This is a genomic window from Pseudomonas sp. NFACC10-1 (assembly GCF_900119195.1).
Taxonomy (GTDB): Bacteria; Pseudomonadota; Gammaproteobacteria; order Pseudomonadales; family Pseudomonadaceae; genus Aquipseudomonas; species Aquipseudomonas cerasi.
Genome location: NZ_FPJB01000001.1, coordinates 997,074 through 1,008,955, shown reverse-complemented (window position 1 = coordinate 1,008,955; position 11,882 = coordinate 997,074). Strand labels below are relative to the sequence as shown.

Genomic DNA, 11,882 nt, shown 5'->3' with positions numbered 1-11,882 from the left:
GTGAATCCGACCACGCCTGACGGTCGGTATTTTGTGGTCAGGGACCAACTCTGGCGGTGCTCCAATCCCTCTTTGAGCGACGACGTCCGCCAGCACCTGGTGGATGAGCTGATGGCTGCACGTCGTGCAGTCAAGGCCGCCAAGGCGTCCGAAGACCCCGAAGCCTTGAAGACGGCTCGGACCAGTGTGGACAAGGCCAAGGTTGCGCTTGGCGAGCGCGGTGAGGTCTGGTGGACCGATGGCGCCGAGGACTTCAATCGGCGCAAGGTGAAAAACACGCCTTATGCACAGTGGTATCTCGATTTGAATCACCCTGCCTACTGAAATTGACAGCCTCATTCTGAACTGAAGGACGAAACTTTCAGGTGTTTTGTCATTTATATGACATATGACATTCATAAACATCGACTCCCGCCGATAACCACCCCAGCTTTACCCACTACCTATGACTCCTTGCGTAATACCCCTCTAAAGGCTCATACCGGCATGAGAACATCGTTAAAATTCAGTCATAAAATCCTCTTGGCAGCGTCCCTTGTGGTGATCGCCGCCTTCACACTGTTCACCTTCTACAACGATTATCTGCAGCGCAATGCGTTGCGCGTGCAGCTCAAGGAGAACCTTAACCAGACGGGCGAAAGCACCGCTGGCAATATCCGTAACTGGCTTTCAGGGCGAATTCTTCTGGTAGAGAACCTGGCGGAGAACGCCTCTTCGCCTCAGTCCGCGCAAGAGCAGAATCGGGTGCTCGGCCAACCCACGCTGATCGCCACCTTCATGAGCATTTACCAGGGCAGAAGTGATGGCTCCTTCGTCACCCAGCCGCCTGATGACATGCCGGCCGATTACGACCCGCGAACGCGGCCGTGGTATGTCGATGCCGTTCGCGCCGGCAAAACCATCCTCACCGAGCCGTATCTGGACGCGGTGACCAAGGGCCTGATCGTGACCCTTGCCACACCGATCAAGGGTGAGTCTGGCGTGGCCGGCGTGATTGGCGGCGACCTGAGCCTGGAAATCCTGGTGAAGATGATCAGTTCGCTGCGACTGCATGGCGACGGATACGCGTTCCTGGTCGATGCGAATGGCCGCATTCTGGTTCATCCGGACACCTCGCTGGTGATGAAGACGCTGGCCGAAGTCTACCCGACGAACACACCGAAGCTGTCGCAAGACCTCAGTGAAAGCGAATATGCCGGCAAGACACAGATCCTTACCTTCGCTCACGTGGACGGTCTGCCATCGGTCAACTGGTACGTCGGCGTGGCGATGGATAAAGACATCGCCTACGCGGCGCTGGGCGAGTTCAGAAACTCGGCCATCGTGGCCACTGTGATTGCTGTGGTGCTGATCATCCTGCTGCTGGGCATGCTCCTGAGCGTCCTGCTGCGGCCACTGAACCTGATGGGCCGCGCCATGCACGATATCGCTGCCGGCGAAGGTGACCTGACCAAGCGCCTGATTATCGAGAGCCAGGACGAGTTCGGCTATCTGGGCAACGGCTTCAACCTCTTTGTAGAGCGAATCCATGACTCGATGCGTGAAGTCGCCTCCTCCACCGTACAGCTCAACGAAGTTGCCCAGCGGGTATTGAACGCATCCAACTCGTCGATGCTCAATTCCGATCAGCAGTCCCACCGCACCAACAGCGTCGCCGCAGCCATCAATGAGCTGGGCGCCGCAACACAGGAGATCGCCCAGAACGCCGCCCGTGCATCGGGGCACTCCAGCGATGCACGGACGTTGGCATCTAACGGGCAGGACGTAGTCGGGCAGAACATCTCGGCCATGAGCCGTCTCTCCAAACGCATCAGCAGCGCAAGCGAGCAGATCGAGACGCTGAATACCAAAACAGCCAACATCGGCCAGATCCTCGACGTGATTACCGGCATCTCCCAACAGACCAATCTACTGGCCCTCAATGCGGCCATCGAGGCCGCGCGTGCGGGTGAGGCCGGCAGAGGTTTTGCCGTGGTTGCCGATGAAGTCCGCAGCCTGGCGCACCGAACCCAGGAATCAGCGAGTCAGGTGCAGGAGATGATCGAGCAGTTGCAATCCGGTGCTCGTGAAGCCGTGGCGATCATGAACGACAGCCAGCGCGAGAGCGTTGAAACGGTCGAGATTGCCAACAAGGCCGTGACAAGTCTGGAAAACGTCACCGAGCGTATCGGCGAAATCGACGGCATGAACCAGTCGGTGGCGACTGCCACCGAAGAGCAGACCGCCGTCGTGGAAGCGATCAACGTGGACATCACCGAGATCAATACGCTGAACCAGCAAGGCGTAGAGAACCTGAACGCGACCCTGCGCGCGTGCACTGACCTTGAACAGCAGTCCACTCGATTGACGCAGTTGGTGGGCAGTTTTCGAATCTGACGTGGCAAGGCCGCTGCCGGAAAGCGTTAGGCAGCGGCCTGCTCTGCTCGACTGTTCCATTCAGCCCATCCGGCAGCTCGCCTACACCAAAAGCAAGAAACGGCACCGTCGATCACACGTAAAAAAGGTCAGCCTGAAAACTCCGGTCTTCCAGTACGGCCGCACCTGTTTCGGTAACACCAAGAACAATGTGCTGGACATAGGGAAACGAGATGTCGTGCTCCAGCACAGCGGCTGAAACCAGCAGACCCTCTTTGACCAGCTCATCAATCATTGCCATAAAATCCCCGGCCGCCGGAACGTCTGATTGAAGGCGTATCAACGCGAGATAAATTTGACCGGACGTCAACTTTCCAGGGCGGACGAAGTTCGCGCTGCGGACGATTTCAAGCACCGCCAATTCATCGGAAAAATTATTAAAACCCATAGCGGCCTCCCACTTCTGAAGACGCTGACTCGCCTGTCCGGCCGTGTCAGGACTTTTAAAAGAAGCTCAGCTCGTGATGAGCGGAAACGCATCTGGCTTCCGTTATTCATCTTGCAATTAAACGAGCCAGATTCATCTTGCAATTAAACGAGCCAGATCCAACTGGCACATACGGATTTCATGAAGCTGCGTATAGACGCTTCAGAGTGGAACCGTCGGAAAGGCCATCCGTTGCGGATGCCGTTAACGATGATCCGGTTTCAGAAAGTTCATCGCTTCCGTAATCACCGAAGGGTGATCAATCAGCCGATTGTGACCAAGCCCTTCAGTGGTAAACAGACGCGCCCCCGGCCATAGTTCTGCAAAACGAGCGCCCTTTTCCCACGGTGTTTCACGGTCACGGCGGTCATGAATGATCAGGGCGGGACGATCAAGCAGCGGCAGTCGCGAACTGGCGTCGTAGTCTGCAAAGCGGCGACCGGTCAGCGAGTGCAGGACGCCCTCGAAAGGTTTGAATACTGTGTGGGCAACACCGACCGAATCGAATAGTTGAAGTACGCTGTCCGTAGGTGCAAGGAACGGCGCAATCAGGATAAAACGATCAGGGCACCACGACTGTTCCTGAGCGAAAACAATCGATGAAGCGCCCAATGAATGCGCTATCACCGCCGCAGGTTTTCCGAAATGGCGTCCCACGTGCTGCTGCACAGCCACGAACTGGGTCATGTGGCTGATATTGCCTGCGCTCAACCCGTGGGCGGGCTGATCGAACCCCACCACGGCGTAACCCATCGAGCGCAGTAACGGCACCCATCCGATAAAACGCATTGCGTAACTTGACCAGCCGTGGGCCAGCAACACATACGGCTGGCTGGAGGGATCGCCCCAGACATAGGTGGCAATTCTGATGCCGTCCAGTTCAAGGCTACCGGTTTGCACATCCGTCGCTGTACTCAGGATTTCGGCAGCCTTGGCACGTCCGGACGCCTGAGGAGTCACAAAACGTTGAGCGAGGTATCTTCCAGTGATGCCCGGTAGAATACGGCTGCTCAGCGTGAACATGCCGCGCAGCGTCAATAGTCGAAGCCTGTTGATGATGTCGCTCATCGCTATTCCCCACGCCCGTCAGATGATCTGGCGCCATTAGAACAGCCTATCTTGTCACTGACAAGATAGGCTGAACCGATGGGAATATAACTTTTGTTTCATGATAGGGAGCCTTACATGTCGACTTCAGACGCCCCACGGACCTACCACCACGGCAATCTGCCCGCCGTCCTGCGTCAGGCCGCCTGGGATATCGTGGGGGAAGCGGGAGTCCGCGGCATGTCACTGCGCGAGTGCGCCAGAAGGGCAAATGTCTCTCATGCCGCCCCCGCCCACCATTTCGGCTCTCTGGAAAATCTGCTGGCGGAGGTGGTGGCCGATGGGTATGAGCGCATGGCCGACGTCATCGTTGCCGTGCAACAGGAACTTGACGACACCCTCCTGGGTTGCGGCATTGGTTATGTAAGTTTCGCCAAAAGTTACCCGGAGCACTTCCGGTTGATGTTTGGCGCGGGTGTAAACCGCACGTTGCCCAGGCTTCTCGAATCGGGTGAACGTGCGCTGCAAGTCCTCCGCCAGTCGATACGCAACGCCTGGATAACAAAATACGGTAGCGAGCCCGACCCGGAACTGCTTGAACAGCGCACCTTCCTCGCCTGGAGCACCGCGCATGGCTACGCTTCCCTGACCATCGACAGAAAGACGAATACCCCCCCTATTCCCTCTGCCGAGTCGGTACTGCAATTGATGACATGCGCCGTGCTTATGCCGTCAGACTGAAAACAGACGCACAGACCTCCATCAGATCGATACACAACCGCCGTCGTGACTGCGCTTGCGCAGAAGCGGTTTCGGCGGTGTGCATGCAATTTGCCCGCACGTCTTCCCATGATGTTCCCCACGTCCCCTTCCGAAACCCGAGCAGGATCAGCACGGCCTATTTTTGATGTCGATCGACATCAATACGTTGACATTTTAGATTTTGATCGTAATCATAACTGCCATCTCCTCCACGCAGTTTACGAGTACATCCTCCATGACAACGCCATCCACTGTTCTCATTACCGGTGCTTCCAGCGGCATCGGCGCGGTATATGCCGAACGATTTGCCCGTCGCGGTCACAATCTCGTAGTGGTCGCTCGTGACAAGGCACGTCTTGATGATCTGGCAGCACGCCTTCGTGAAGAAAACGGCGTTGCCGTTGAAGTCATTCAGGCCGATTTGACTCAAGCTGCCGACCTCACAGCTCTGGAAACCCGCCTGCGTGAGGACGCCAGCATCGGTGTGCTGATCAACAACGCGGGCATTGCTCAATCCGGAGGGTTCGCGCAACAGAACGCCGAGTCCATCGACAAGCTTGTCGCCCTCAATATCGTCGCCCTGACACGCCTTGCGGCCGCCGTGGCCCCACGTTTCGCGCAGTCCGGCTCGGGCTCGATCGTTAACCTCGGTTCGGTGGTGGGCTTTGCGCCAGAGTTCGGCATGTCGGTCTACGGTGCGACCAAGGCCTACGTGCTGTTCCTTTCCCAGGGAATGAACGTGGAATTGGCGCCCAACGGCGTCTACGTCCAGGCGGTGCTCCCGGCGGCTACGCGTACCGAAATCTGGGAGCGTGCGGGGATCGATCTGAACACGATTGCAGAGGTGATGGACGTCGACGAACTGGTTGATGCGGCACTGGTGGGCTACGACCGCCGCGAGCAGGTGACCATTCCGCCGCTGCATGTAGCGGGTCGTTGGGACTCGCTGGATGAGGCGCGGCAAGGGCTGTTGTCGGACATTCGACAGGCTCAGGCGGCCGAGCGCTATCGCCCGCAAGCCTGAGGCGGGTCAAGCCGCGGCAGATCCACACCCTTGTTCGACGACACTGGAATCAGAGCGTCATGAAAGCACTGACATTCGAAAAGTACGGCAAGTCGCCTGAGATTGCGATTACCCACGTCCCCATACCGGCCATCAAACCTGACGAACTGTTGGTGGAAGTTCACGCGGCCGGGTTGAACCCGATCGACAACATCATCACTACGGGGGTCTTCAAGCCTGTAGTGAAGTTGCAACTACCGGCCACCATGGGCAGCGATCTGGCAGGCATGGTCATTCAAGTAGGCAGCGCAGTCACTCGTTTCAAGGCAGGCGACGCAGTATTCGCGAGCCTGTTCGAACTGCGTGGGGGCGCCATCGCCCAGTTCGCCGCCGTACCGGAACACGCTGCCGCATTGAAACCCGCCAATCTGGACTTTGTTCAGGCCGCCTCCATCCCGATGGTCGGGCTTACGTCGTGGCAGGCATTCAAGGAACGCGCCCCTCTTAAAGCGGGCCAGAAGGTGTTCATACCGGCCGGGTCTGGAGGTATCGGCACCTTCGCCATCCAGCTGGCCAAACACTTGGGCGCCACAGTGGCCACGACCACCAGCGCGGGGAATATGGAGCTGGTTCGCAGCCTGGGCGCAGATGAAGTCGTGAATTACAAAGAGCAGGCATTTGAACAAGTGCTGCACGACGTTGACCTGGCGCTCGGCACCACCCGGGGAGACGACCTTGAAAGAGCTGTCGGCATCCTCAAGCCCGGCGGTAGGATCGTATCCCTGGTCGGCCCGCTGGATAAGGCATTCGCCAAGGCTCGGCGGATGAATGCCTTCTTCACATTCATATTCGGGTTGATGAGCCGCAGGATCACGCGCCTGGCGAGGACGAAAAATGTGTCGTACTCGTTTCTGTTTGTTCGCGCGGATGGCGCTCAACTTGGCGACATCGCCAGATTGCTCGAAAGTGGCCAGATAACACCGGTGATTGACAGGGTCTTTGCGTTTGAACAGGCCAGCGAAGGGCTTGAATACCTGGGCCAGGGCCGTGCCAAAGGCAAGGTCGTCGTGAAGATCGAGTAAGCGTTTATTCAACGTCCACTCAGCCACCATTCAGGCCCGCATCTGTCGAGCATTGGAGTATCAAATGGACACCTCTTCCGAAAGAACCGCCATCGTCACGGGTGCCTCATCGGGCATCGGTCGTGCCACCGCAGAGGCGCTGGCGCGCGCGGGGTATACCGTGTTTGGCACAAGCCGCAAAATTGGTGACAGTTATGCACAGGTCTCCATGCTGACCTGCGATGTCACGAATGACGACTCTGTCCGCGCGCTCGTTGCCACCGTGCTTGCGAAAACCGGGCGTATCGACCTGCTCGTCAACAATGCCGGCATCGGTATGCTGGGCGGGGCCGAGGAGTTCTCGATCCCGCAAGTGCAGGCACTGTTCGACGTCAATCTGTTTGGCGTCATGCGCATGACCAGCGCAGTACTGCCGTCGATGCGCCAACAAGGTCGGGGACGCATTATCAATATCGGATCGGTTCTGGGGCTGATACCCGCGCCCTACTCGGCTCATTATTCGGCGGTCAAACATGCTCTGGAAGGCTATTCGGAATCGCTCGATCACGAAATTCGCGCCTTCGACGTCCGGGTTTCGGTCATTGAGCCGGCATTCGTACGCACCGTCTTCGATCAAAACGGCATCGAGCCGGACTCACGGTTGCCGGAGTATGATCAGGCGCGAGCGGGTGTCCGTGCGTTGCTCGCCGATGTGATGCCGACAGCCGACCTGCCCGAGGTTGTCGCAGCGGTGGTACTGAAAGCGGCGAGCGATGTTCGCCCACGGCATCGATACACCGCCGGCAAGGCCGCCCGACAAATCAGCCTGCTACGGCGCTTCGCGCCTGCCGGAGCGTTCGATAAAAGCTTGCGCAAGCAGTTTCGCTTGCCGGTATAGATGCCATGGTCTGGACGTATCAGCGCCTTCCCATACTGACTTGGCTCGGCAATGGCCCGCAGGCGCGATAGGTGTCGATCAACGTGTCAAAAAGGGCTATGTCCGACCTGCTTCTGGCGACCAGTTGAGCGCCCGCCACAGCGGAAAAAATGGCCTGCGCCCGCACCTCGCTGTCCGCAGGCGTGCAAATGTTCGCTGCCACCAGAAGCTTGCTCAGCCAGGCAATGTTGACCTGGGCGAATAGCTGCATTTCTTCAGTCATCTCCGGCGGCAGGTTGTCGGTTTCAGCGCCGACGAAAGTGCCCAGGCAAAGGCGGTTTTCAACCTCCAGCGAGCGCCGGAAGATCTCCGGAAAGCGCTGTAATGCTTCGCTGGGATCGGGGGTTTCTTCGGCGATCGTCTCAAGTGCAGCGGCACCGTCCTGCCAGTATCGCCTGGCAACAGCGACACCCAGATCAGCCTTGCTGGGGAAGTGGTAGTAAATACTGGCCGGCTTGATTCCGACCTGGGCGGCCAGATCGCGAAAGTTCAGGCCGTTGTAGCCCTGGGACTGGGCGATATTTCTCGCAGCAAGCAGGATCGCCTCACGGGCGTTGATGGTCATCGTAGTGCCTTGTACTTCGGACGCGTTTCTGGAGACCGGCACATGCTAATTCAAAAACCTGCCTTTTGTTAGGTAGAAAGACGGTGTGGCGCATGGCAGCAGCCATACGCTGCTGAACGGCCATCGTCGGTTTCTCACAAGCTGAAACGGCTATCGCCGGGAACATCCCGCATGACGTTCCCGGCGATAAGGTGAGCGTAAAAACAGCTCAATCACTCGGCCGGCGAGTCCAGCTCGGGAATACCGCTGCTGCGATCAGCATAGGCCGCCTGAAAAGCCGGACGTTTCTGCCAGCGCTGCCAGTACAGGTCCAGAAACTCGAAACGCTCATCCAATGGCGTGGCGTTGACCGGAAACTTGGAGAAGGCAATAGCAGTTGCAAGCGTGATGTCCGCGAACGTTGGCGCATCGCCGCCCAGCAGCCATTCGCGACCATCGGACAAATGACGATTGACCAATGCCGCGTGGCTCAGCGCTTCTTTGCGGCAGTGCTCGCCCCATGCTTCGTTCTTGGTCAGTTCAAGCTTGAAACCGAGTCCGGTGTGCAGCACGTGAAAGGCCGTAACGATCCGATAGAGGATATGCACCCAGATGCGGTTGTCCCACATGCTATCGAGGCCCTGCTCCAGAGCGCCCTCGCCCATGATCTTGCGGCCCGGATAAGACTGATCCAGATAGCGAGCGATAGCGGCCGTCTCGGATATGAAGCTGCCGTCTGCCAGTTCCAGGGTCGGTGTTTCACCCCACGGGTTCATGTTCAGATGACGCCAGCCACGCTGCTCTCCACCCGGCGTCATGTCATAAATGGTTTCTTCGAACTGATCGGCAATGCCTTTTTCGTGGATGAACAAACGCAGGCGTTGAGGATTCGGAAAAGCCGAAGGAGAGGTGAAAAGTCGCAATTTAGAGGTCATGGTCAGGCCTGTGAGGTAGGGTAAAACACCTACCTAACTATCGTTAGGTATCCACACCGTAGCGGTACTTTTGTTCTGAGTCAACGTTTACCTAACACTTGTTAGGCCAGTAGTATCCACTCGGCTGATCCGCAAGCCTGGCAATCGGAGAAGATTCTGCTGAAAATGCAGCCTTCAGGCATGGATTGGCCCGCATTGACAGCGCTCAAACGTGAACGCCTTGATATCCTGTGCGCCGATCTCGGGCGGCCAGTGAATGCCGCTCAAAACCGTACAAAACTCGGGCTCGAACCACAGGCCTCGCCAGGCCGCATAGCGCAGAGAAAGAAGGAAAAAGAATGCAGCACGCTTCGCTGAACCGTTTTCGTACCGGGTTGCTCGCCTTGCTTTTGCTCTGCGTGACCTTGCCGGCCCTGGCCCAGAATGCTCCCGCCCCCCAGGCCGATAGCGCCAGCAGCGCGACCCCTGCCGTGGATGCCCCGAGCCTGGATGATCTGAGCCAACAGCTCGATCAGATCCGTCAGAAAGTGACGGTCAGCGCCAACGACGACCTGCTTTCAAGCCTGCGCCAGGCGGCTTTGCAGGTCCAGAAACAAGCCGACAATCTGATTGCTCAGCAGGCTGTCGATATCGAACACCTGAATGATCAGCTCAACATTCTCGGGCCGGTGCAGCCGGACGAAGCGCAAAGCCTGACCAGTCAGCGCAAGACGTTGACCGCGCAGAAAAACGCGCTGGTCAATGATGAACGTCAGACCAATGAGCTGAGCCAGTCAGCCCGGGATCTGGCGACGCAGATATTCAACCTGCGCCGCAGCCTCTTCGATTCACAGATCAGCACGCGCACGGCGAGCCCGCTCAGTTCGGCATTCTGGTCCACGCTGATTCGCCCGACCGATGACGACCTGGGACGCCTGAACAGGCTTCTGGTGGACGTGCGCCAAGTACTCAACAACGCGATGGCACCGGACAACCGTGTGCAATTCATCAGCGTGGTGCTGGGCGCGTTGTTCATCTGGGTGGTTGTCCGGCGCCTGCTGGAGCGCCTGCTGATCTGGGCGATGATTCGCTGGCTGCCCGAAGGCCGCCTGCGCCGCAGCGCCCTGGCCCTGGCGGTCGGGCTGTCGACCATTCTCACCATCACCATTGCCACTTCCTTGCTGCGCTGGGGAATCGTCCACAACGCGGTGCTCAGCAACGACGTGGTCAATCTGCTCGATCAGGTGCAGACGCTGATTACCTTCTGCGCCTTCATCGTCGGTCTGGGCCGCGCGCTGTTGATGCTGGCACATGCCTCGTGGCGCCTGCCGCAAATTCCTGACCAGATTGCCACCGCACTGGGCCGCTTCCCCCCTGCCCTGGCGCTGGCACTGATGGTCATCGGCACGCAGGAACGAATCAACAGTGTGATTGCCAGCAGCCTGGCACTGACCGTTGCGGTCAATGGCCTGACGGCACTGGCGGTTTCGCTGGTGTTCTTCTACGCCCTGTTGCGCTACCGCCGTACCCGCCGCCGCTTTGAACTAGAGCGGCCGGCAGGCTTCGCCGGGCTGATTCCGTTTATCGTTGCGGTGTGGGTCGGCCTGAGTTTGCTGGCGTTGTTGAGCGGCTACCTGACGCTGGCTTACTTTCTGGCAGTGAAACTGCTCTGGATCAGCGTGGTGGCGTCCACTGCATACCTGCTGATCGCCTGCTTCGGTGACATCTGCGAAACCCTCCTGTCGCCCAAACAACCTGGCGGCCTGGCGCTGGGCTCAGCGCTGGGCTTGTCCACTCGCCATCAGGCGCAGGCAAGTACCGTACTGGCCGGCATAGGCCGTACCTTGCTGCTGCTCACCGCTGTACTGCTGGCGTTCATGCCTTCAGGGTCGAGCCCGGGCGACCTGCTCGCCAGCTTTACTCAGCTGGATGTCACGTCCAAATCCATGGGTAACCTAAACATCGTCCCCAGCGACATTCTGGTGGCATTGGTATGCCTGGTCGTCGGCCTGCTGAGTGTGCGGGTACTCAAGGAGTGGTTTGGAGAACGCCTGCTGCCCGAAACCAACATGGACGCAGGCATGCAGGCCTCGCTGGTGACCCTGATCGGTTACATCGGCTTTGTGCTGGTGGTGGCCGTGGTGATGTCCACACTCAACATCAGCCTCACCAACCTGACCTGGGTGGTCAGTGCGCTGTCGGTGGGGATAGGTTTCGGCCTGCAGGCCATTGTGCAGAACTTCATCTCCGGCCTGATTCTGCTGACCGAGCGCCCGGTCAAAGTCGGCGACTGGGTAAGCCTGGCGGGGGTCGAAGGCGATATTCGCCGGATCAACGTCCGCGCGACCGAAATCCAGATGGGCGACCGCTCGACAGTGATCGTGCCGAACTCGCAGTTCATCACGCAGAACGTCCGCAACGTGACCATGGGCAATGCGCTGGGCGTGGTCGGAATCACCCTTACCCTGCCCCTGGAAACAGACGTTCTGCAAATACGCGAACTGCTGTTACAGGCTTTCACCGAACACGAAGCGATACTCGATGCACCAGCGCCTTCAGTCACCTTCAAGGACCTGACCAATACCGGCTTGATCATCAGCGCCAGCGGCTACGTGAACAGCCCACGCTCGGTGGGTGGCGCACGGAGTGATCTGTTGTTTACGGTCTTGGGGCGTCTGAGGGAATTGGGTGTAGCGCTGTCTGCACCGCAGAGCATGGTGTTGATTAATGAGGGGGCTGGGAAGGAGGCGGCGGCTGAGGAGAGTCAGTGAT

At 58.4% G+C, this 11,882-nt stretch carries 11 protein-coding genes and 1 pseudogene; 8 read left to right on the top strand and 4 right to left on the bottom strand.

Features of this window, described 5'->3' with window-relative positions:
• From BT119_RS04480 to BT119_RS27710, 3 genes and pseudogenes are all read left to right on the top strand, one after another.
• Entirely contained in the window at positions 1 to 324 is a 324-nt protein-coding gene (locus BT119_RS04480) for a hypothetical protein (protein WP_057456577.1), read from the top strand.
• Between the two features lie 57 nt (positions 325 to 381).
• Positions 382 to 1,521 (top strand): annotated as a pseudogene (locus tag BT119_RS27715) (cache domain-containing protein); the annotation flags it as partial.
• A 15-nt stretch (positions 1,522 to 1,536) separates the two neighbouring features.
• Positions 1,537 to 2,376, top strand: coding sequence for a methyl-accepting chemotaxis protein (locus BT119_RS27710; RefSeq protein WP_371857162.1), 840 nt, complete (start codon positions 1,537 to 1,539; stop codon positions 2,374 to 2,376).
• A gap of 112 nt (positions 2,377 to 2,488) precedes the next feature.
• On the opposite strand, the gene BT119_RS04470 is transcribed toward BT119_RS27710, so the two are convergent.
• Both BT119_RS04470 and BT119_RS04465 read right to left on the bottom strand, forming a co-directional pair.
• Positions 2,489 to 2,803 (bottom strand): hypothetical protein, encoded by a 315-nt coding sequence (locus BT119_RS04470; protein ID WP_003434609.1) that lies wholly within the window; start codon positions 2,801 to 2,803, stop codon positions 2,489 to 2,491.
• A 243-nt stretch (positions 2,804 to 3,046) separates the two neighbouring features.
• Positions 3,047 to 3,910, bottom strand: coding sequence for an alpha/beta hydrolase (locus tag BT119_RS04465; protein ID WP_003434608.1), 864 nt, complete (start codon positions 3,908 to 3,910; stop codon positions 3,047 to 3,049).
• 117 nt (positions 3,911 to 4,027) lie between these two features.
• Between BT119_RS04465 and BT119_RS04460 the strand changes: the two genes are divergently transcribed.
• From BT119_RS04460 to BT119_RS04445, 4 genes are all read left to right on the top strand, one after another.
• Entirely contained in the window at positions 4,028 to 4,630 is a 603-nt protein-coding gene (locus tag BT119_RS04460; protein WP_003434607.1) for a TetR/AcrR family transcriptional regulator, read from the top strand.
• Between the two features lie 256 nt (positions 4,631 to 4,886).
• A complete protein-coding gene (locus BT119_RS04455) occupies positions 4,887 to 5,675 on the top strand; it encodes an SDR family NAD(P)-dependent oxidoreductase (RefSeq protein WP_003369923.1) in 789 nt (262 codons plus the stop codon).
• Between the two features lie 59 nt (positions 5,676 to 5,734).
• Positions 5,735 to 6,736, top strand: a complete 1,002-nt coding sequence (locus tag BT119_RS04450) for an NADP-dependent oxidoreductase (protein WP_072364885.1) — start codon at positions 5,735 to 5,737, stop codon at positions 6,734 to 6,736.
• A gap of 64 nt (positions 6,737 to 6,800) precedes the next feature.
• A complete protein-coding gene (locus BT119_RS04445; protein WP_072364883.1) occupies positions 6,801 to 7,613 on the top strand; it encodes an oxidoreductase in 813 nt (270 codons plus the stop codon).
• Positions 7,614 to 7,632: 19 nt separating this feature from the next.
• Here the strand turns inward: BT119_RS04445 and BT119_RS04440 are convergent, their stop codons facing one another.
• Both BT119_RS04440 and BT119_RS04430 read right to left on the bottom strand, forming a co-directional pair.
• The gene (locus BT119_RS04440; RefSeq protein WP_072364881.1) at positions 7,633 to 8,217 is read right to left on the bottom strand and encodes a TetR/AcrR family transcriptional regulator; all 585 of its coding nucleotides are present in this window, start codon (positions 8,215 to 8,217) and stop codon (positions 7,633 to 7,635) included.
• Between the two features lie 212 nt (positions 8,218 to 8,429).
• On the bottom strand, positions 8,430 to 9,131 hold the full coding sequence (locus tag BT119_RS04430) for a glutathione S-transferase family protein (RefSeq protein ID WP_054080885.1): 702 nt from the start codon (positions 9,129 to 9,131) through the stop codon (positions 8,430 to 8,432).
• A 338-nt stretch (positions 9,132 to 9,469) separates the two neighbouring features.
• Between BT119_RS04430 and BT119_RS04425 the strand changes: the two genes are divergently transcribed.
• Positions 9,470 to 11,881, top strand: a complete 2,412-nt coding sequence (locus BT119_RS04425; protein ID WP_054080884.1) for a DUF3772 domain-containing protein — start codon at positions 9,470 to 9,472, stop codon at positions 11,879 to 11,881.
• Position 11,882 lies beyond the last annotated feature (1 nt).

Bases quoted from the DNA above. Each gene is read 5' to 3' on its own strand.
- BT119_RS27710 (WP_371857162.1), top strand. From the start codon at position 1,537: ATGCGTGAAGTCGCCTCCTCCACCGTACAGCTCAACGAAGTTGCCCAG.
- BT119_RS04470 (WP_003434609.1), bottom strand. From the start codon at position 2,803: ATGGGTTTTAATAATTTTTCCGATGAATTGGCGGTGCTTGAAATCGTC.
- BT119_RS04465 (WP_003434608.1), bottom strand. From the start codon at position 3,910: ATGAGCGACATCATCAACAGGCTTCGACTATTGACGCTGCGCGGCATG.
- BT119_RS04460 (WP_003434607.1), top strand. From the start codon at position 4,028: ATGTCGACTTCAGACGCCCCACGGACCTACCACCACGGCAATCTGCCC.
- BT119_RS04455 (WP_003369923.1), top strand. From the start codon at position 4,887: ATGACAACGCCATCCACTGTTCTCATTACCGGTGCTTCCAGCGGCATC.
- BT119_RS04450 (WP_072364885.1), top strand. From the start codon at position 5,735: ATGAAAGCACTGACATTCGAAAAGTACGGCAAGTCGCCTGAGATTGCG.
- BT119_RS04445 (WP_072364883.1), top strand. From the start codon at position 6,801: ATGGACACCTCTTCCGAAAGAACCGCCATCGTCACGGGTGCCTCATCG.
- BT119_RS04440 (WP_072364881.1), bottom strand. From the start codon at position 8,217: ATGACCATCAACGCCCGTGAGGCGATCCTGCTTGCTGCGAGAAATATC.
- BT119_RS04430 (WP_054080885.1), bottom strand. From the start codon at position 9,131: ATGACCTCTAAATTGCGACTTTTCACCTCTCCTTCGGCTTTTCCGAAT.
- BT119_RS04425 (WP_054080884.1), top strand. From the start codon at position 9,470: ATGCAGCACGCTTCGCTGAACCGTTTTCGTACCGGGTTGCTCGCCTTG.